This is a genomic window from Agrobacterium sp. SORGH_AS 787, from assembly GCF_030819035.1.
Classification (GTDB): Bacteria; Pseudomonadota; Alphaproteobacteria; order Rhizobiales; family Rhizobiaceae; genus Agrobacterium; species Agrobacterium larrymoorei_B.
The window spans coordinates 1,509,624-1,530,412 of record NZ_JAUTBG010000002.1; the positions used below are offsets into that span (position 1 = coordinate 1,509,624).

Consider the following 20,789-nt stretch of genomic DNA (forward strand, 5'->3'; position numbering starts at 1 on the left):
GCATGACTGGTCTTATTCTCAAGGGCATCCGTAAATCCTATGGTGAGGTGAAGGTCCTGCATGGGATCGATCTCGACATCAAGCAGGGCGAATTCATCGTTTTCGTCGGCCCATCCGGCTGCGGCAAGTCCACGCTTCTGCGCATGATCGCCGGTCTGGAGGAAATCACCGGCGGTGAAATGTATATCGACGGCCAGTTGGTGAACGAAATCCCGCCATCTCGGCGCGGCATCGCCATGGTGTTCCAGTCCTATGCGCTCTATCCGCATATGACGGTCTACGACAACATGGCCTTCGGCATGAAGATCGCCAAGGAAAGCAAGCAGGAGATCGACCGCCGCGTTCGCGCTGCTGCCGAAATTCTACAACTCACCCAGTATCTGGAGCGCCTGCCGAAGGCGCTTTCTGGCGGCCAGCGCCAGCGCGTCGCCATTGGCCGCGCGATCTGCCGCAACCCCAAGGTCTTCCTCTTCGACGAGCCGCTCTCCAACCTCGATGCAGCACTTCGCGTCGCGACGCGCATCGAGATTGCCAAGCTCAGTGAAAAGATGGCCGACACCACCATGATCTACGTGACGCACGATCAGGTGGAAGCCATGACGTTGGCGGACCGGATCGTGGTGCTGAATGGCGGTCGCGTGGAGCAGGTGGGCGAACCGCTGGAGCTTTACGAAAACCCCGCCAACCTCTTCGTCGCCCGCTTCATCGGCTCGCCGGCCATGAACATCATCGCCGCGACGGTGAAGAACACGGGCGAAACGACAGTGCTCGAGCTTGCCGCTGGCAAAACGCTTTCGGTTCCGATTCCGACCGCTGCCAGCGAGCAGGGCAAGCAAGCCTCCTTTGGTGTTCGTCCGGAAGATCTGTTCATCGCGACAAGTGATGATTACCTCTTCGAGGGCAAGGTATCGATTGTCGAAGCGCTCGGCGAGGTGACGTTGCTCTATCTCGAGGCGCCAGCTGGCGAAGAGCCGATCGTCGTCAAGATTCCCGGCATTGCTCAGGTCAAAAAAGGTGAGACGTTGCGCTTCTCCGCTCCATCGGAAAAGCTTCACCTGTTCGATGCGCTTGGCAAAACCTACCGTCGATAGGTTCACCGATGAAACGGCTTGTTCAGCATGGTAACAAGCCGTTTCGATACCGCCGAAGCCGCTTCTGGTTGAAAAATTTACAGTTTCACAAAATTATTTAGTTCATTGTTTTGTTGGCGATGCGCGTCGCCCGCTTCTCCTCAGCCGCCGCGTTGCTTTGTGCCAGATCGGGACAGCGTGAGAAAATCTTAAACTGTTCCGCTTAGTCTTTCTGTCAAAGACTTTAAAAGGAACGTCGCCGTGAATGTGCGGGCTGATCTCGATAAACCCACCTATTTGAGCAAGGAAGAATCTTTCATGTACGACCGCGAAGGTCGTTTCAAAATGGAAGATACGATGAATGCTGCCCGTATTGAATATACGGAGAAGGGGGTGATGAACATGGCGTCCCGCCGCTGTGACGTCATCAGGATTTCCCAGTCCGAAGCCATTCTGGCATTCATCATCGATCAAAATCTGCCGAGCCAGTTCTACCTCGATATACCCGACGCGCGCATCACCAAGATCGGCTGTGTGCTGATCAAGACCCATCCCAACAAGACCGTTCAGGTGCGCTTTCTTCGCCTGTTGAACCAGAAGGAAATGGACCGGATCTTCGTTTTCAGCACGCATCCTGCGCATCGCAACAGAACACTCGATCTGCGCTCGTTCTGACGAACCTCCGAAGCGTTTCGATTGAACAGCGACGTGCTTTTGCGGTCAGGCCAGTCCTTCGAGAACAGTCTGTTTGAGCTTTACATTCGCCACTTCGGTGAAGGTAAGATCGTCACGGCCGAAATAGGATTTCTGGTTGGTGGCTGACCAGTCGTTACAGACGAGCTTGTAACGGTCTTTCGGGGCTGGAGTTTCCGGCATCGCATAAAGATAATCGCCGGTGCGTCTGGCGAGCGGAATGTCGCCATCCTGATTGCAGCGGCTCAGAATCTGTCTCAGTGCCTCGCCATCGACTTCTGTGACCATCAACTTGCCCTCGAAGCGCAGGCATGCATTGAAGTCGTAGCGGCGTATATCGCCTTCCGGCAGACCGGCACCGAAAGAGGTGTGGCCGATGAAGCCGACATCCGCACCGGACTTGACCGCAATAAGCTCGGCCACGTGGCGACCTGCTTCGTCGACGGTCATGGCCTTCGGCGTTCTGGCGACGGTTTCCCGTTCCTCCGGTGTCAGATGCTGAGCGAGCGTCTTGTCGATCAGCGCGCCCAGCGCCGGGGAAGGTTTGGCGCTGCGATCGATCGCCACCGTCTCTATGGTTGCGGCTTGGCGCATGCCTGGGATGCTTGCAACTGCCATCGATGTGCCCCAAGAGCCGGTATGGACATAGCGGGTGGCACCGGCTTCATGCACGAAGTTCAGGTGGTCGTGGCCACCCACGATCAGCGTTCCGTCTGGTAGCAGAGGGAGGATATCGCGGTCCGCCACCACACCGGCATGGCTCATCACGATGTTGATGGCATCCGGTTTCAGGATCTCTGGAAGGTTGGCCTTCGCCCATTCCACCGGCTGGGGAATTGTCAACGCATCACGCGCCGCCTTCGGATATGTGTTGATGGCATTGGTGGCGAGACCAGCCACGACGACCTTTTGTCCGCCAATCTCGAATGTCTTGCTCGCTGGCGCGTAAGGAACACCGCTGCGCTTGTTGATGATGTTGGAAAGAACGGTGATCCCAAGCCCTTCAGCGCGGCTGACGAAATTGGCAAGGTCGTTATCGATGTCCGGCTCGTGGTTGCCGATATTCACCACTGTCGGTGCGAGTTTGGCAAGTGCGGCGAGGAAGCTCCACTCGATTTCACCCTGAGACCGCATCGCGACCGTATTGCCGCTTTCGAAGAGGTCGCCATTCAGGAGAATGATGTGCGGGCCTCTGTCCGCGGAAATGCGGGTTTCGATCGCTGCCAGAAGCTGCCCGAGACGCTCATAGGCGGAGTGCAGGTCCGAAATGACGATGGCGCGGAGCGGGGTTTGCTGGTCGGCTTCTGCCGGTAAATGCAGCAATGGCAGCATGGCAGTTCCGGCCATGAGTTTCAGTAAATTACGGCGTGTGCGTGAGAAAATCATCATATTGGCCCCGTCACTTCAGACTATGCCACTCGCCCCCGCGGCTGGCTGAACAGGCCCTATAGGGCGCTCATCACAGTCGCATGACAGGAGCGGCGCTTATCTACAGCATCAGCCCGAAAATCGCACTCGATTTTCGGAAAGCACGATGCGCCGATGCAAAAAGAGAAAGCGTCCTTGTGCGTCCACATAGAACGCACGGCGCTTCAAGCAACAATAGGGAAGGAGGAGGTAGTGGATGTCAAGGAATGATGCCAGAGCATCGTGGATGCTCTGGCTGGACGACGATGGGACAGGTCAGTGGAAGACGCTGGCGCCCTGGTCGGCGGTTCCGGCATTGCGGCGGAAGGGGGCGAAAAGCTCACGGCCCATGCCCCATTCATTGGCAGAGAGATCGGCCTGCGCTGGCTCGCGCTTGGAAAGCTCCGCTGCCGATACGAGAACTTCCAGCGTACCAGAGATTGCGTCGAGACGAATGATATCGCCATCGCGAATGAGCGAGATCGGCCCGCAGTCGGAGGCTTCCGGCGTCACGTGAATGGCGGCAGGTACCTTGCCGGATGCGCCGGACATGCGTCCGTCGGTCACGAGCGCCACCTTGAAGCCGCGATCCTGCAGCACGCCGAGCGGCGGGGTCAGCCGGTGCAGTTCCGGCATGCCGTTCGCCTTCGGTCCCTGGAAGCGCACGACGGCGACGAAGTCGCGGTTCAGCTTGCCATCCTTGAAGGCATCCTGAAGTTCCTGCTGGTCGTGGAAGACGATGGCAGGCGCCTCGATGATGTGCCGCTCCGGCTTCACAGCAGAAATCTTGATGACGGATTTGCCGAGATTGCCGGTTAGCATCTTCAGACCGCCTGTCGGCTGGAACGGCGTTTCGATTCGGGAGAGAACCTTCGGATCGTGGCTCTCTTCGGGGGCTGCGTCACGCTGAATGCCGCCGTTCTCGCCAAGCTTGGCATCGATCGTATAGGCCTCAAGCCCGTGACCGAAGACGGTGCGGACGTCATCGTGCACGAAGCCCTGCTTCAGAAGCTGCTTGATGAGGAAGCCCATGCCGCCGGCGGCGTGGAAATGGTTCACATCCGCAAGACCATTTGGATAGACGCGTGCCAGAAGCGGCACGATGTCGGAGAGATCGGATATATCCTGCCAGGTGAGAATGATGCCTGCGGCTCGCGCCATGGCGATCAGGTGCATGGTGTGGTTGGTGGAGCCGCCCGTCGCATGCAGGCCCACCACGCCATTGACCACGGAACGCTCGTCGATCATCTCGCCTGCAGGCGTAAACTCGTTGCCCTGCGCGGTGATCGCCAATGCGCGCTTCACAGCTTCTCTGGTCAGCGCATCACGCAGCGGCGTATTCGGATTGATGAAGGAGGAGCCAGGCATATGGAAGCCCATGATCTCCATCAGCATCTGATTGGAGTTGGCGGTGCCGTAGAAGGTGCAGGTGCCGGGGCCGTGATAGGACTTGGATTCCGCTTCGAGCAGCTCCGCACGGCCGACCTTGCCTTCCGCATAAAGCTGGCGGATGCGCGACTTCTCGTCATTCGGCAGACCCGTCGTCATCGGCCCGGCTGGAATGAAGACGGCCGGCAAATGGCCGAAGGTCAGGGCTGCGATCACCAGGCCGGGTACGATCTTGTCGCAGACACCGAGATAGACGGCCGCATCGAACATGTTGTGCGACAGGCCGATGCCGGCTGCCATCGCGATCGCATCGCGGGAAAAGAGCGAGAGCTCCATGCCGGGCTGGCCCTGCGTGACGCCGTCGCACATGGCAGGCACCGCACCTGCCACCTGCGCAATGCCACCGGCTTCCCTCGCCGCATCGCGAATGATCTGCGGGAAGACCTCGTAGGGCTGGTGGGCGGAAAGCATATCGTTATAGGCGGTGATGATACCGAGATTGGGTACCCGGTCGCCGGCAAGGATATCCTTGTCGGCGGGGGAACAGACGGCAAAGCCATGGGCGAGGTTGCCGCAGGAAAGGGTGGAGCGATGAACGCCCTTGGAGACCTGCAGCTGCAGCCGCTCAAGATAGATCTCGCGATAGGGTTTCGAACGTTCAACGATGCGGGCAGTAATCTCTTGAACGCGTGAGTCGGCAGCCATGGGCTTCATCCTGTCCTTCTGTTGAGCGTCGGCCCCAGGCTCAGGAGACCGGGCCGACGATCATGTTTCATTCAAATGCCGGACACCGCCGCCGCGTGAATGCGGATCGTCATGGTGCCCAGTAGATATTCACCGTCGAATCCGCACGGTTCAGGACGGAGCGGATCGGCATCTCATCCTCGTCGAGGTCGGACTGCGCTTTCTCCAGCGTCTCCTTCTTCGCCGCACCTTCGATGTGCAGCACCAGGAAACGTGCGTCGTGAAGGGCGGCGAGGTTGAAGGTCAGCCTTTCCTCGCCGGCATTTTCCGCAGCCATGGTCAGCACGGAGCGCGGCTCATCGAGATCGAGCGCTTCTTCGAGGTTGTCCCCGCCGGGGAAGAAGGACGCCGTATGTCCGTCGGTCCCCATGCCTAGAATGACGACATCGAACGGGTCGCAGATGTCAGCGGTTCTTGCTGTTGCCAGTGTTGCCGCATCTTCAGGTGAGGCGGCAGACTGATATAGCGGCACGAAATAGGCAGCCTTCGCCTCGTTCTGCAGAAGGTTCTCGGCCACCAGCTTGTGGTTGGAGCGATCATTGTCCGGCGGGACGAAACGTTCGTCCACCAAAGTGATGCTGACGCGCGGCCATTCCAGCTCATGCTTGGAGAGCGTCTGGAAGAACAGCTTTGGCGTGGAGCCACCGGAGACGGCCATGCTAGCCGCCCCACGCTCGTCTATGACTGCTTTCAGATGCGCCGCAACATCGTCTGCGAGCTTCTCGGCCAGTTCTGGACCGTCCTTGAAGATGTGCATGTTCGGTTCCATCCGCATCTTCCTTAGTCGGCTTCGTGCCAGGTACGACCGTCTCGCTCGATCAGCGCGATTGCGCCACTTGGTCCCCAGGTGCCGGAGGTGTAACCCTGCACGCCCTGACCGACGGCTTCCCAGCTTTTCAGGATCGGATCGACCCAGTTCCATGCCGCTTCCACTTCGTCGCGGCGCATGAAAAGCGTCTGGTTCGAGCGGATCGTATCCATCAACAGACGCTCATAGGCATCCGGGTTGCGCACGTTGAAGGCCTCGGCAAAACTCATATCGAGCGATACCTGACGAAGACGCATGCCGCCCGGGCCCGGATCCTTGATGAGCAGAGACTGCTTGACGCCTTCATCCGGCTGGAGGCGGATCACCAGCTTGTTGGCTTCGATCTTGCCGGCAGCGTCATCGAAGATCGAATGCGGGATCTGCTTGAAGGTGACGACGATTTCCGAAACGCGCGTGGCAAGGCGCTTGCCGGTACGGATGTAGAAAGGTACGCCCGCCCAGCGCCAGTTGCCGATTTCCGCCTTGAGGGCGACGAAGGTTTCCGTGTTGGAAACGCCGCCTTCCAGCTCTTCCAGATAACCCTTGACCGGGCCGCCTGCCGAAGCACCAGCGCGGTATTGTCCGCGCACGGTGTTCTTCTCTACATTGGATTGCGTGATCGGCTTCAGCGCGCGCAGCACTTTCAACTTCTCGTCGCGCACCGCTTCGGCGTTCATCGACGATGGAGGCTCCATCGCGACGAGGCAAAGCAACTGGAGAATATGGTTCTGCACCATATCGCGAAGCGCGCCCGCCTTGTCGTAGTAACCTGCGCGGCCCTCTAGTCCGACGGACTCGGCAACGGTGATCTGCACGTGGTCGATATGGGTGGAATTCCACAGCGGCTCGTAGAGCGCGTTGGCAAAGCGCAGAACCATGAGGTTCTGAACCGTCTCCTTGCCCAGATAGTGGTCGATACGGAAGATCTGCTCTTCCTTGAAGACGTTACCAAGCGTGTCGTTTAGTTCCAGCGCGGAAGCCAAGTCACGGCCGATCGGCTTTTCCACCACGATGCGGGTGGATTTGGTGATCAGCTTGTGGTCACGGATCTTCGAGGCGATGTCGCCAAAAATTCCAGGCGCAACGGCAAGGTAGAAAGCGCGGATGCGATCCTTGCCTTCGTCGAGAAGTTTCTTCAGCTTGTCCCAACCATCGTCGGACTTGGCATCGACAGGAACGTAGAAGAGGCGCGCACAAAACTTGGCGACCTGCTCCTCGTCATATTCGCCCGCCTTCAGATGTTCCTTCAGGGCATCCTGGGCAAACTTCCGATATTCCTCATGCGTCATGACAGAGCGGGAAGCGCCGATGATGCGGGTCGGTTCGGTCAACTGGCCTTCCACCTGACGGTGGTAAAGGGCGGGCAGAAGCTTGCGTTCTGCCAGATCGCCTGTGCCGCCAAAGACGACGCAATCAAAGGGGTCAACGGGAATAATTTGACTGCTCATGTCGATTCTCTCGATCTCTACACGTTAGGGCATCCATAATCTAATCGATTTAAAAATGCCAGAGTTGATGTAAGAAATAATGAATTTTGCTGCTGGCCGGTCATGCCAGCGAGGGGTCCAATCGCTGCTTTTGCGTAATGTGAAGGCAGGCTCCTTCAAAACCTGTCCCGTAGAGCATACCATGTCAGCGCCAGGAACAGGAGGGGCGCCCGCAGCGATGTCCCGCCCGGGAAGGACGGCACGTCGAGTGCGGCAAACTGATCGAGCGCCTTGTCCTTGTTGATCACCATATCCGCATAAAGCTTGCCGCAATAGTTGGACAGCATCACACCGTGGCCGGAATAACCGCCGATGGAAATCACCCCCGGCATGACTTCACGCACGAATGGCTGGCGGGTCAGCGTGATACCGACAGAGCCGCCCCAGGCATGCGTCATGTCGACATTGGCAAGCGCGGGGTAGATTTCCGAAATCTGCTTGCGGATGTGCTTGGAAATGTCGCGTGGCGAATCCGCCGTGTAGGCTTCTCGCCCGCCAAACAGCAGGCGGTTATCCAGTGTCTTGCGGAAATAGCGCACGACGAAGCGCGAATCCGCCACGGCTTCCTTGTCCGGAATGATCGATGGAAACTGATCAAGCGGTGCCGTTGCCCCGATGAAGGAGCGGATCGGCATCACATGCGCCGCGGTGACAGGCTCCAGATTGCCGATATAGGCATTGGTCGCAATCAGCGCACGGTTGGCAGTGATCGTGCCCGAGGGCGTTTCGATCAGCGTCTTACCGCCGGACTGACGGATCGACTTGGCCGGCGTCATCTCGAAGATATCGGCGCCCGCTGCTTTCGCTGCTTTCGCCAGCCCGACCAGCAGTTTCAGTGGATGAATGTGGCCGGTGCCGGTATCGCGCACGCCGCAATGATAGTGAGACGACCCCAAGCGATGAGCGGTTTCGTCCTTTTCCATGAAGGAGATTTGCTCATAGCCATAGCGGCCGACCATGGCGTCGACGCTGTCTCGATAACTCTTCTCATAAGCGCGCTTGTGCGAGACGTTCAACTGCCCGGGCTGGAACTCCATGTCGATCTGATTGTCTCGGGCAAAGTCGAGCACATAGTGCTTGGCATTTTCCGCAAGGTCGAAAAGCGCTTTGGAGCGTTCGAAGCCGATCTTCTCTTCAAGCTCATCCGGCCAGGCGCGCTGGCCCGTGCCGAATTGCCCGCCATTGCGTCCCGAAGCGCCATCGCCAAAGCGATGCGCCTCGATGAGGGTGACGGAAATGCCCGCGCGCGCCAGATTGCAGGCCGCTTGCAAGCCGGTAAAGCCGCCGCCGATAATGGCGACGTCGGAAGTCCGCGACCCATCCATCGCCGGATAGTCGGGTCTGTCGGCAACCGTATCCTGATACCAGGAAATACCCGGCGCAATCGGGCTCTGCCATGTCATATATTTACCTCACACGTTCAGCAGGAGGAACTCGCGCTCCCAGGGGCTGATCACCTGCATGAAGGTTTCGAATTCGCCCCGTTTCAGGCCAGCATAAAGGCCGACGAATTCGTTTCCGAAGATGCGTTCGAACTGCTGCTCCTGCTCCAGAAGCGCGACTGCCTCCAGCAGGCCGCGTGGAAGCTCTATCGAGCCTTCATTGGCCGTCTCATAGGTCGGTTCGGTCGGCTCGATATTGTTCATGATGCCGAGCCAGCCACAGCCGAGTGAAGCGGCAAGCGCGAGATACGGATTGGCATCTGAGCTCGGTAGGCGGTTTTCGACGCGCCGCGCCTGCGGGCCGGAAATCGGCACGCGAAAGGCCGTGGTGCGGTTGTCATAGCCCCAGGCATTGTTGACCGGGCAGGCCATATCCGGCGTCAGGCGGCGATAGGAATTCACATAGGGTGCAAGCATGACGAGCGCGTTCGGCACATAGCGCTGCATGCCACCAACGAAGGAGAAGAACTCCTTCGACGGGCTCCCATCCTTGTTGGAAAACACGTTCTCGCCGGTCTCGATATCGATGACGGACTGGTGGATGTGCATGGCCGAACCGGGCTGGGCCTGCATGGGCTTCGCCATAAAGGTCGCGTAGATACCATGTTTCAGCGCGGCTTCGCGAATGGTGCGCTTGAAGAGGAACACCTGATCGGCAAGCTCGACCGGATCCCCATGGCGGAGATTGATTTCGAGCTGCGCGGGGCCTTCTTCATGGATAAGGGTGTCGATCTCGAGACCCTGCTTTTCCGAGAAGTGGTAGATGTCGTCGATCAACTCGTCGAACTCGTTGATACCTGCAATCGAATAGCTCTGGCCACCGACAATGGAGCGCCCTGAACGACCCTTCGGCGGATGCAGAGGATAATCCGGGTCGTCATTCATCGCCACGAGATAGAACTCGATTTCGGGCGCCACGACCGGCTTCCAGCCCTTTTCCCTATAAAGAGAGAGCACGTTCTTCAAAACGTTGCGAGGCGTATAGGAGACGGGTTTGCCTTCTTGATCCACGACATCGCAAATGACCTGCGCGGTCGGGTCGCTTTCCCACGGTACGACGGAAAGTGTCGAAAGATCAGGGACCAGCTTCAGGTCGCTGTCGCGGGGTTCATAGCGGAAATTCGCGGTCTCATCCGGATAATCGCCGGAAATCGTATGACGATAGAGTGCAGAGGGCAGCGCCAGCGAGGTATCGCCGGTAAACTTCGCCGTCGGCATCATCTTGCCGCGGGGAACGCCTGCCAGATCGGGAGTGATGCATTCGATGTCTTCGATCCCGCGTGCCTTCAGCCATTGAGCCGCTTCGCGCCAGGTGGAGACGCCGCGGGTAGAGGAGAGTTCAACGGGTGGTTTCTTCGCCATGGTTGCCGGTTTTTTCGGGCGGAGCATGGTTTTCTTCGGGGGCATAAATCACCGGGGTGTGTTTCGACTGGGGCCATAATAGTCAGACTTTGACAATTGGCGAGAGGGGAATGCGCATTGACAAGAAGCCGGACTTCGAAAAGAGGAAGTGCAACAAGGATAAGGAAAATCCATGACGGAAAAATGTGATGTGCTGATTTTGGGCGCCGGGGCCGCGGGCATGATGTGCGCCATCCGCGCCGGTCAGCGCGCTCGCTCCGTCATCATTCTCGACCATGCCAAAGCGCCGGGAGAGAAAATCCGCATCTCCGGTGGCGGGCGCTGCAACTTCACCAATATCCATGCCGGGCCGAAGAACTATCTCTCGCAAAACCTGCATTTCGCCAAGTCGGCGCTTGCCCGCTACACGCCGCGCGATTTTCTCGATCTGGTCGAGAAGCACAAGATTGCCTGGCACGAAAAGACGCTCGGCCAACTCTTCTGCGACGACAGCGCCAAGGACATCATCCGCATGCTGCTGACGGAGATGCAGGCGGTGGGTGCCAAGCTGCGGCTACAGACGGAGATTACGTCGGTCGAAGGCATGGCAACGGACGGCTTTCGCGTGGCGACGTCGCAAGGGTCTATCGAGGCAAAGAGCCTGGTGATTGCCACCGGCGGAAAGTCGATCCCCAAGATGGGCTCCACCGGCTTCGCTTACAAACTTGCCGAGCAATTCGAACTCTCTTTGGTCGAGCCGCGCCCTGGTCTCGTGCCGCTAACGCTCGATCCGGCGCAGTTGGAGCGACTGTCGCCTCTCGCTGGCGTTGCAGTTCCGGCCGATGTCTCGCACGGTAAGACGACATTCCGCGAAGCGCTGCTTTTTACCCATCGCGGCTTGAGCGGCCCGTCCATTTTGCAGATCTCATCCTATTGGCGGGAAGGCGATTCCATTTGTCTGAAGCTTGAGCCGGATCAGGATATTGCCGAGAAGCTGAAGGCCGCCAAAAAGGCCAATGGCAAGCAGTCTGCCCAGACTGCGTTGGGCGAAATCTTGCCGAAGCGGCTTGCGCAATATCTGGTGGAGCAGTCGGGTCTCACCAGCCACCTCGCCGATTTGTCGGACAAGGCATTAGCGGCGCTTGCGGCAAGCGCGCAGGAGTGGCAGATCAAGCCATCCGGTTCGGAAGGATATCGCACCGCCGAAGTGACGCTGGGCGGCGTCGATACCACTCATTTGGACTCAAAAACCATGCAGGCAAAGTCGGTGCCGGGGCTCTATTTTATCGGTGAGGGCGTGGATGTCACAGGCTGGCTCGGCGGCTATAATTTCCAATGGGCCTGGGCATCCGGTTATGCTGCCGGAGATTCTGTTTAGTGCAATTCCGATAAAGATGTGCCCACCGAAATTCCGCCAATGCCCGATCTGATGTAGTTCGGAGGCAAGGCCGAAACAGTTTTACTGGAAATGCTGCAGCGCGGCGGGGCCTTAAACATCTTGTTAAGGGGCCGGAGTCATGCTGACCTCTATGCCAGCACAACGCGAGTTGGAACATGAGGTCTCGCTGGACGCCGGAACCCGGCATTGGACGGTTATGTTTTTCGTTGGAAGCCGCTCATAATGATGTCCAGAAATCGCGCTCGCGCCGTCGCTATTGCCCGCACACGCAATGACAACCTCCTTTTTGCCTTTCGCCTGAGCCTGATTGCGGCCGGTGCTCTCGCGGCTTTGCTCGCTATCGCGCTTTAAGCTTATAAGCCCGCGCCTCAGTGCCGCAAAAGCGCGCCGCATGATGCCTGGTGCGCAGGCTTCAGCATAAAATTTTTCCTCTGCTTCCCGCCTCGCCCTCGGGCCTTCAGGAGCGGGCACCCTTATGAAGCCAAAGGCTGCGTAAATCTCATGCATGGTGAACTCCCTTTTGTTGAGTGTCACCATCCTGCACGCCTGTTTTTGCTTTATCTGCATCCGGGAATGCCTTACGTTTTTCAATCATGAAAAACATCGGATGGGATGCCTTTCAGCTTTTTCTCGACGTCGCCAGAGGCGGCGGGCTCACGGGTGCGGCAAGGACCACGCGCCTCAGCCCGGCTACGATCGGTCGTAAGATGCTGGAGCTAGAGCAAAAGCTTGGTAAGGCACTCTTTGTCAGAAGCCAGACCGGATACGCGCTGACGGCTGACGGTCGTACCCTCTTCGATAACCTTCTTGCGATGGAAGAGGCCGCCGGAACGATCGATGGCTGGCGAAAATCAAGCGTCACCACATCTCTGGTCCGGATCGCGCTAGGCACATGGAATGCGCAGTTGATGATGAGCAATTTCTCAGCCATTTGCAGCGAACGCGACAGTTTCCGCATCGACCTCTTCATCGCCGAACAAAGAGCGACCCTGGCGCATCGCGAAAACGATATCGGCATCCGCGCTTTCGAGCCTGAAGAACGCAATCTGGCAGCGGTCAAGACCGGCGACGTTGCTTACGCGGCTTACCGGTTGCGCAATGCGCCTCAATCCGTCGCCGACCGCTGGATTGCGATCGACAAGGAAAATGCGATCTCCGCCTATCTGCGCTGGCCGCATGAGCTTGCTCCAGACAAGATAGCGGTGACGGTGAACCGCCCGTCAGCGTTGCGGGAACTTATTCTGTCTGGCGCAGGCACAGCGGTGCTACCGTGCTTCATCGGCGACGTGGATGCGCGGCTCGTGCGGGAGGGCATGGAGATCGGTGAGCTTCGTCATCAGCAATGGCTGGTGATGAACAACGAGGACCGCCACCGCCGTGATATACGGACGGTGGCAGACCGAATGATCAAGCTCATCAAACAGAACGCCGACCTTTACGCGGGGCGGACGTCTGCACGTTAGGCCGCAGCCTTGCTCTGCGCCACGATAACCGGGATCAGCAGATCGCCCCAGTTCCCGTCGCCGCCATGATGGCGGGCGGAGCGGACGAGTTCGACGGAGATTCCGGCCTCGACCGCATTCATGACCGCCTGGTTGAGGCGGTGCAGATCATTTGCCAGCATACGGATGGCAGCCTGTTGATCCTGCGTCATGGCAGAGGACTGTTCTTCTGCCCGTTCTCTTACTCTCGAAATCGAAGCCATTGTCTTTCCTCCTCGAAGATCATGCCGCGCAAAGCTGTTGAGCGGTTTGCGAATAACGACATGCGTTAAAAAAAGTACCTGAAGCTTTTCACACTTCAGATGTTACTCTGCGGCCGGGCGGAACTGGTCATGCTCGGTCGATTCACTCATGGCGGTGGTGGACGATGTGCCACCGGAAATTGCGACAGAGACCGCGTCGAAATAGCCGGTGCCGACTTCCCGCTGGTGTTTGGTTGCGGTGTAGCCGTTGATCTCGGCTGCAAATTCCGCCTCCTGAAGCTCCGAATAGGCTGCCATCTGGCGATTCTTGTAGCCGCGTGCCAGTTCGAACATGCCGTAATTCAACTGGTGGAAACCGGCAAGCGTGATGAACTGGAACTTGTAGCCCATCGCGCCCAACTCGCGCTGGAACTTCGCAATCGTCGCATCGTCCAGGTTCTTCTTCCAGTTGAAGGACGGTGAGCAGTTGTATGCAAGCTTCTTGCCCGGATGAACCTTGTGGACGCCTTCGGCAAATTTGCGGGCCTGCTCCAGATCCGGCTTGGATGTTTCGCACCAGATCAGATCGCAATAGGGCGCGTAAGCATTGGCGCGGGCGATGCAGGGCTCAAGCCCGTTCTTCACCTGATAGAAACCTTCGACGGTGCGACCGGCATCGTAATCGACAAAGGGGCGGTCCCGCTCGTCGATATCGGATGTCAGAAGCTTCGCCGCTTCCGCGTCGGTTCTGGCAATGACCAGCGTCGGAACACCCATGACGTCTGCTGCAAGGCGCGCTGCCGTCAGGTTGCGGATATGCGCCGCCGTCGGGATCAGAACCTTTCCACCGAGGTGGCCGCACTTCTTTTCCGATGCCAGCTGATCCTCATAGTGAACGCCGGCAGCACCCGCCTCAATGAAGGCCTTCATGATTTCGAAGGCGTTCAGCGGACCACCGAAGCCAGCCTCGGCATCGGCAACGATTGGGGCAAACCATGTGTCAACCGAAAGGCCATTGCCTTCGGCGGTTTCGATCTGGTCGGCGCGCTGAAGCGTGCGATTGATGCGCTTGGCAAGTTCGGGCGCGGCATTTGCCGGATAGAGCGACTGGTCCGGATACATGGCCGACGCCGTATTCGCATCGGCTGCAACCTGCCAGCCGGAGAGATAGATGGCCTTCAGACCGGCCCGGACCATCTGCATGGCCTGGTTGCCGGAAAGCGCACCCAACGCATTGACGAAGTTCTCTTCGTTGATCAGCTGCCACAGGCGGTTGGCGCCCATTTCGGCAAGCGAATAGCGAATATCGACCGAGCCGCGCAGCTTCAAAACGTCTTCTGCCGTGTAGGTGCGCTCGATGCCGTCGAAGCGTCCCTTTGGAGCATTTGGAACAAGTTTGTAAAAATCAGTCACATCTCTCTCCCATGTCTATGTGCTGCCACTTCCCGCTGCTTCTGAATTGGATCGGTAGCAGCGATCTGATGTGACTGAATTTACATTTCTCGATTTTCTATGACTAGATGAAAAGGAAAAACAGTGACTTGAAACGGGTTATGCTGTATCGTCTTTGACAGAACCAACTTGTAAAAATGTAAATTTTGTAAAAGTGGCAAGTGCTCATATTGTGTTAGCCTTTGTCAAAGGGGAGGGGCGATGGCGGAAACAAAGATCTTTGCAGGGCCGCGCGTGCGCCGGGTGCGAAACGGCTTGGGCCTGACGCAGACCGCCATGGCGGAAGCGCTGTCCATCTCGCCATCCTATCTCAATCTCATCGAGCGCAATCAGCGGCCTTTGACGGTTCAACTGCTGCTGAAACTCGCTTCCGTCTACAAGGTCGATCTCGACGACCTGCAGGGCGAAAGTGGTGGCACCGCCAGCCAGTTGCGGGAGGTCTTCGCAGATCCATTGCTGGCAGGGGAGATTCCGTCACCGCAAGAACTCGTCGAGGTGGCGGAAGCAGCACCAAACGCCGCCATGGGCGTGGTTAAGCTCTACCGCGCCTATAGCGAACAGGCCAAGCGTCTTAGCGATCTCTCCGACCTTCTGGCACGCGAGGGCCATCAGACGACCCTGTCGGCGGCGCGGCTACCGATCGATGAGGTTAGGCAGGTGTTCGAAAGCAGGCCAGCGCATTTCGCCCTTCTCGATAGCGCGGCGGAGAGCTTTCACGCAGCACTTGGAGCCAGCGACGATCTGGCATCTGCCTTGAAATCCTGGCTGCAAAAAAACCATGGCATCATCGTCCGCAGTCTGCCGGTCCATGCTATGCCAAACCTTCGCCGCCGCTATGACCGGCACTCCATGCGCTTGTTTCTCTCCGAGCGTTTGTCGACGCATGATCAGCTTCGCGAACTGGCCATGGAGGTTTCATTACTGGCGCTGACCGCGGAAATCTCGCAGGAACTGGAGGCGCTGGCGCTTTCAAACGAAGAGGCAAAGCGCATCGCTCGTTTTGAACTCGCACGCTATGCCGCCCACGCTTTGATGATGCCCTATGCTGCTTACCTGGCTGCGGCGCAGCGCGCACGCTACGATATCGATGTGCTGCGCGCACGCTTCAACGTCTCCTTCGAACAGGCGGCCAATCGCCTCGTTTCGCTGGCAAAGCCGGGATCGTCCGCAGTCCCTTTCTTCATGATGGAGACAGACAGTGCCGGAAACCGCTTTCGCAAGGCCGGGGCGCTAGGCTTCCCGCAGGCAAAGTTCGGCGGACTCTGTCCAAGGCTCAACATTCACGCGGCCTTCGCCCAGCCGGGGCAGGTGCTGGTTGAGAGCGCCGAAATGCCAGATGGCGCCGCCTACATCACAATCTCACGTACACTGGAAGGACCGCAGGCCGGGTTCGGAGAACGGGTGCGCCGTACAGCCCTGATGATCGTCACCGAGGCGGTCCACGCGAAGGATATGGTCTATGGCGAAGCGCTCACTGGCTCGGCCAGTGCGATTGCGATCGGCCCGTCCTGTCGACTGTGCGAAAGGCAGGGCTGTCTGTCACGGGCGGAGGCGCCGCTGACGCGTCCGCTGGGTCTCGACGAAATGGTGACAGGCCTCAGCGTCTTCGATTTTCAATAGCTTGGCTTGGAGATCTCGCGTCACCGGGGTTTCGCACAGGTCTCACGTCTCCTCGCCAAAATGTCATCTGCCTGAAATTTTCGCACTGCACATTTCTGCTTGCGGAGGCCGATTTTCCTTCTTAGTCTCTGCGAAAACAAAGGGGTTTGCGCAGTTTCTCGTCATGCGCCATATCAGGAGAAATCATGGGTTACCGATCGCTTCGTTTCACTCTGGCTTTTGCCACGGCCGTTCTCTCTGCCGGCGCTGCCTTTGCCCAGGAAAAGGTCGTCCACGTCTATAACTGGTCCGACTATATTGACCCCTCCATCCTTGAGGACTTCACCAAGGAAACGGGTATCAAGGTCGTCTACGACGTTTATGACGGCAACGAAGTTCTGGAAACCAAGCTTTTGGCGGGGAATTCCGGTTATGACGTGGTTGCGCCCACATCGCCTTTCCTTGCGCGCCAAATCAAGGCAGGTGTGTATCAGAAGCTCGACAAGTCCAAACTGCCCAACCTGAAGAACATGTGGCCGGAAATCACCACGCGTTTGTCGCAATATGACCCTGGCAACGAATACGCCGTCAATTACATGTGGGGAACCACCGGCATTGGCTACAATGTCGCCAAGGTTAAAGCCGCACTCGGTGACGTGAAGGTCGATAGCTGGGACATTCTGTTCAAGCCGGAAAACGCCAAGAAGCTGCAGTCCTGCGGCATCAATATTCTCGATGCCTCTGACGAGACTTTTGCAATTGCCATGAATTATGTCGGCAAGAACCCCGACAGCAAGGAAACAGCCGATCTTGAGGCTGGCGGCAAAGTCTACGAAGCCATCCGCCCCTATGTGAAGACATTCAATTCCTCCGCCTATATCGATGAGCTTGCCAATGGCGACAGCTGCATCACCATCGGCTGGTCCGGTGACGTGCTGCAGGCCAAGACCCGTGCCGAGGAAGCCAAGAACGGCGTCGAGGTCAATTATGTGATCCCGAAGGAAGGCACCTATATCTGGATGGACTCCTTTGCCATTCCAGCTGACGCCAAGAATGTCGATGAGGCACATGCCTTCATCAATTACATGATGAAGCCGGAAGTGGCCGCCAAGGCTTCCGATTTTGTTCAATACGCCAACGGCAATCTCGCTTCCCAGGCGCTGATGAACCCGGCGGTTGCGAAAAATCCTTCTGTCTATCCCGATGAGGCGACGATGAAGAAGCTCTTCACCATCTCGCCCTATGGGCCGCGTGAGCAGCGCGTTCTGAACCGCGTCTGGACCCAGATAAAAACCGGCAGCTGATCGGGCTTTAAAAAGGGGCGGGCAAAACACCTGCCCCTTTTACGTTCGGCACTTTCGCAAACAAACAGAGCAGGTCATGGCGAAATCACTCGGCCCGGTAAAACGCACATTCTCTCCTTGGACAGATCCATCCTCGGTCCCCTTCATCCGGTTCGAAAACGTGACCAAGCGGTTTGGTGATTTCACCGCCGTCGACAATCTCACGCTGGATATTTACGAGCGCGAATTCTTTTCCCTGCTCGGGCCATCCGGTTGCGGCAAGACCACGCTGATGCGCATGCTGGCAGGCTTCGAGGAGCCGACCTCGGGCCGCATTCTGCTGCAGGGAAAAGACATTTCCGGCGTGCCGCCCTATAAGCGTCCGACCAATATGATGTTCCAGTCTTACGCACTGTTCCCCCATATGTCGGTGGAGAAGAACATCGCCTTTGGTCTGGAGCAGGACGGCCTGCCGAAAGCCGATATTGCAAACCGCGTCGCGGAGATGCTGCGCCTCGTCAAGCTGACCGAGTTTGCCAAACGCAAACCAAGCCAGCTTTCCGGTGGTCAGCGTCAGCGCGTGGCGCTTGCCCGTTCGCTCGCCAAGCGCCCCAAGGTGTTGCTCCTCGATGAGCCGCTCGGTGCTCTCGACAAGAAGCTGCGCGAAGAAACCCAATTCGAAATCATGGATCTTCAGCAGACACTCGGCCTTACATTCCTGATCGTTACCCACGATCAGGAAGAGGCCATGACCGTCTCGGATCGCATTGCGGTGATGGACAGGGGCATCGTCGTGCAGGTGGCAACACCTGCCGAAATCTACGAAGCACCGAACAGCCGTTACGTGGCAGACTTCATCGGCGATATCAATATTTTCGAAGCGAGGATCGACAGCAAGACGCCTGCTGACGGCAAGCCTGCACAAGTTGTGCTCGATTGCCAGGGGCTGAAGGTGACGGTGGAGCAGGAATGCCAAGCCGCCATCGGTAGCCAGGTGGCCTTTGCCGTTCGACCGGAGAAGGTCCGCATCTCGCTCGATGCGCCGGCCGATGGAACGGTGAACGTCGCCCATGGCGAGGTTTGGGATATCGGCTATCTCGGGGATTTCTCCATCTTCATCGTCAAGCTCGATGACGGTCGCATCATGCGCGCCGCCCAGGCCAATGTCTCGCGCCTTGTCGATCGCCCCATCACCTTCGATGACAAGGTCTGGCTCACCTGGAAAGCCGATTCCGGCCTGGTTCTCACCCGATAGGAGAGCGACAAATGGCGATCCCTTCTCCTGAAAGCCGCCGAAGCCCACTACAATGGCTGGTGGTGGCTGTTCCTTACTTTTGGCTGCTGCTGTTCTTCGCAGCCCCCTTCTTCATCATCGTCAAGATATCGCTCTCCGATACTGCGATCGCCATGCCGCCCTATGTACCGGTCTTTGAGGGCTTCAGCCGGATCGGTGAGTTCTTCTCGCAGCTCGATTTCGACAATTACCTGTTCCTGACGGAAGACCCGCTGTACATTGAGGCTTATCTTTCTTCGCTACGGATTGCCCTCATCTCGACGTTGCTGCTGCTTCTGATCGGATATCCGATGGCACTGGCCATGGCGCGAGCGCCGAATCACATTCGCCCGACCTTGGTGATGCTCGTCATCCTGCCGTTTTGGACGTCATTTCTCATCCGAGTCTACGCCTGGATCGGTATTCTAAAGCCGGAGGGGCTGCTGACCGTGCTGTTCCAGTCACTCGGCATTCTTGGGCCTGACGAGCAGGTGAACATCTTCCGCACCGAAATTTCCGTCTTCATCGGTATCGTCTATTCCTATCTTCCCTTCATGGTGCTGCCGCTCTACTCGGCGCTGGAAAAGCTCGACAACACGCTGCTGGAAGCTGCTGCCGATCTTGGCTGCCCGCCGTGGAAGGCCTTCTGGAAGATCACGTTCCCCCTGTCGCTTCCGGGTGTCATTGCGGGCTCGATGATCTGCTTTATCCCGATCACCGGCGAGTTCGTCATTCCCGATCTTCTCGGTGGCGCTCAGACGCTGATGATCGGCAAAACGCTCTGGACCGAGTTCTTCGGCAATCGTGACTGGCCGCTCGCCTCGGCTGTTGCCGTGCTGCTCTTGCTGTTGCTGGTGGTGCCGATCGCCATCTTCCAGAACCAGCAGAAAAAGGTGGGGTGAGCCATGAAACGCGGCAAGTTCGATACGACCATCCTCACCATCTGCTTTGCATTTCTCTATATCCCGATCCTGATTCTGGTGATCTACTCCTTCAACGCCTCCAAGCTGGTCACGGTCTGGGGCGGCTTTTCACTGCACTGGTATCAGTCCATGTGGTCCAACCAAGGACTGATGGATGCGGCCTGGATCACCGTGCGCGTTGCGGTGCTGAGCGCCACCATCGGCACGATCCTCGGAACGCTGGCAGCACTGTCACTGACACGCTTTGCCCGTTTCCCCGGACGTATGCTGTTTTCCGGGATGATCTACGCACCGCTCGTCATGCCGGAAGTCATCACCGGTCTGTCGCTGCTACTGCTCTTTGTCTCTATCGGCGTCGACCGCGGCTTCTGGACAGTCGTCATTGCCCATACGACCTTCACCATGTGCTATGTGGCGATCGTCGTGCAATCCAGGCTGCTGACCTTCGACCGCAGCCTGGAAGAGGCGGCGCTCGATCTCGGTTGCCCGCCGGTCAAAACCTTCTTCCGCATCACCCTGCCTTTGATCCTTCCAGCGGTCGTCGCAGGCTGGATGCTGGCCTTTTCCCTGTCGCTTGACGATCTGGTGATTGCAAGCTTCACCACGGGACCGGGCGCCACCACACTGCCGATTAAGATCTATTCCCAGGTGCGTCTTGGTGTTACGCCGGAGATCAACGCGATCTGCACCATTCTGATTGCATTGGTGACCATCGGCGTGATTTGCGCCTCGATCACCTCCAAGCGGACAGAGCTTCAGCGCATGAGGGATGAGCACGCGGCCGCCAAGGGCTAA

Annotated in this window: 18 protein-coding genes; 9 read left to right on the plus strand and 9 right to left on the minus strand. The window is 57.9% G+C overall.

Going from position 1 to position 20,789, the window contains the following annotated elements; all coding sequences use genetic code 11:
• Positions 1-2: 2 nt before the first annotated feature.
• Together ugpC and QE435_RS16505 are read left to right on the plus strand one after the other, a co-directional pair.
• Positions 3-1,091 (plus strand): sn-glycerol-3-phosphate ABC transporter ATP-binding protein UgpC, encoded by a 1,089-nt coding sequence (ugpC, locus tag QE435_RS16500; RefSeq protein ID WP_306931124.1) that lies wholly within the window; start codon positions 3-5, stop codon positions 1,089-1,091.
• A gap of 297 nt (positions 1,092-1,388) precedes the next feature.
• A complete protein-coding gene (locus QE435_RS16505; protein WP_306931126.1) occupies positions 1,389-1,745 on the plus strand; it encodes a hypothetical protein in 357 nt (118 codons plus the stop codon).
• 45 nt (positions 1,746-1,790) lie between these two features.
• Here the strand turns inward: QE435_RS16505 and QE435_RS16510 are convergent, their stop codons facing one another.
• The 6 genes from QE435_RS16510 to QE435_RS16535 form a co-directional block, all read right to left on the minus strand.
• On the minus strand, positions 1,791-3,152 hold the full coding sequence (locus QE435_RS16510) for a metallophosphoesterase (protein WP_349042026.1): 1,362 nt from the start codon (positions 3,150-3,152) through the stop codon (positions 1,791-1,793).
• Between the two features lie 294 nt (positions 3,153-3,446).
• A complete protein-coding gene (gene edd, locus QE435_RS16515; RefSeq protein WP_306931130.1) occupies positions 3,447-5,264 on the minus strand; it encodes a phosphogluconate dehydratase in 1,818 nt (605 codons plus the stop codon).
• Between the two features lie 109 nt (positions 5,265-5,373).
• Positions 5,374-6,072 (minus strand): 6-phosphogluconolactonase, encoded by a 699-nt coding sequence (gene pgl, locus QE435_RS16520; protein ID WP_349042027.1) that lies wholly within the window; start codon positions 6,070-6,072, stop codon positions 5,374-5,376.
• Positions 6,073-6,083: 11 nt separating this feature from the next.
• A complete protein-coding gene (gene zwf, locus QE435_RS16525) occupies positions 6,084-7,559 on the minus strand; it encodes a glucose-6-phosphate dehydrogenase (RefSeq protein WP_306931134.1) in 1,476 nt (491 codons plus the stop codon).
• Positions 7,560-7,714: 155 nt separating this feature from the next.
• On the minus strand, positions 7,715-9,001 hold the full coding sequence (locus QE435_RS16530) for an FAD-binding oxidoreductase (RefSeq protein WP_349042028.1): 1,287 nt from the start codon (positions 8,999-9,001) through the stop codon (positions 7,715-7,717).
• Between the two features lie 9 nt (positions 9,002-9,010).
• Positions 9,011-10,447, minus strand: a complete 1,437-nt coding sequence (locus QE435_RS16535) for a glutamine synthetase family protein (protein WP_306931138.1) — start codon at positions 10,445-10,447, stop codon at positions 9,011-9,013.
• Between the two features lie 127 nt (positions 10,448-10,574).
• On the opposite strand from QE435_RS16535, the gene QE435_RS16540 reads away from it, so the two are divergent.
• On the plus strand, positions 10,575-11,759 hold the full coding sequence (locus QE435_RS16540; RefSeq protein ID WP_349042029.1) for an NAD(P)/FAD-dependent oxidoreductase: 1,185 nt from the start codon (positions 10,575-10,577) through the stop codon (positions 11,757-11,759).
• A gap of 123 nt (positions 11,760-11,882) precedes the next feature.
• Here QE435_RS16540 and QE435_RS16545 read toward each other — a convergent pair whose 3' ends face one another.
• The gene (locus QE435_RS16545; protein WP_349042030.1) at positions 11,883-12,347 is read right to left on the minus strand and encodes a hypothetical protein; all 465 of its coding nucleotides are present in this window, start codon (positions 12,345-12,347) and stop codon (positions 11,883-11,885) included.
• A gap of 26 nt (positions 12,348-12,373) precedes the next feature.
• Between QE435_RS16545 and QE435_RS16550 the strand changes: the two genes are divergently transcribed.
• The gene (locus QE435_RS16550; protein ID WP_349042031.1) at positions 12,374-13,243 is read left to right on the plus strand and encodes a LysR family transcriptional regulator; all 870 of its coding nucleotides are present in this window, start codon (positions 12,374-12,376) and stop codon (positions 13,241-13,243) included.
• Here QE435_RS16550 and QE435_RS16555 read toward each other — a convergent pair.
• Positions 13,240-13,485 (minus strand): hypothetical protein, encoded by a 246-nt coding sequence (locus QE435_RS16555; protein WP_062426031.1) that lies wholly within the window; start codon positions 13,483-13,485, stop codon positions 13,240-13,242. The genes QE435_RS16550 and QE435_RS16555 overlap by 4 nt on opposite strands.
• A gap of 102 nt (positions 13,486-13,587) precedes the next feature.
• Positions 13,588-14,877, minus strand: coding sequence for an isocitrate lyase (aceA, locus tag QE435_RS16560; RefSeq protein WP_349042032.1), 1,290 nt, complete (start codon positions 14,875-14,877; stop codon positions 13,588-13,590).
• Between the two features lie 240 nt (positions 14,878-15,117).
• Between aceA and QE435_RS16565 the strand changes: the two genes are divergently transcribed.
• From QE435_RS16565 to QE435_RS16585, 5 genes are all read left to right on the plus strand, one after another.
• Positions 15,118-16,536, plus strand: a complete 1,419-nt coding sequence (locus tag QE435_RS16565; RefSeq protein WP_309772433.1) for a short-chain fatty acyl-CoA regulator family protein — start codon at positions 15,118-15,120, stop codon at positions 16,534-16,536.
• A gap of 185 nt (positions 16,537-16,721) precedes the next feature.
• Positions 16,722-17,819 (plus strand): polyamine ABC transporter substrate-binding protein, encoded by a 1,098-nt coding sequence (locus tag QE435_RS16570; RefSeq protein WP_306931153.1) that lies wholly within the window; start codon positions 16,722-16,724, stop codon positions 17,817-17,819.
• A 76-nt stretch (positions 17,820-17,895) separates the two neighbouring features.
• Positions 17,896-19,053, plus strand: a complete 1,158-nt coding sequence (locus QE435_RS16575) for an ABC transporter ATP-binding protein (RefSeq protein ID WP_349042033.1) — start codon at positions 17,896-17,898, stop codon at positions 19,051-19,053.
• Positions 19,054-19,064: 11 nt separating this feature from the next.
• Positions 19,065-19,973: an ABC transporter permease subunit gene (locus QE435_RS16580; protein WP_309772436.1), complete on the plus strand. Its 909-nt coding sequence runs from the start codon at positions 19,065-19,067 to the stop codon at positions 19,971-19,973.
• A gap of 3 nt (positions 19,974-19,976) precedes the next feature.
• Positions 19,977-20,789 carry an ABC transporter permease subunit gene (locus QE435_RS16585; protein ID WP_306931160.1) on the plus strand — a complete coding sequence of 271 codons (813 nt, stop codon included), beginning with the start codon at positions 19,977-19,979 and terminating at the stop codon, positions 20,787-20,789.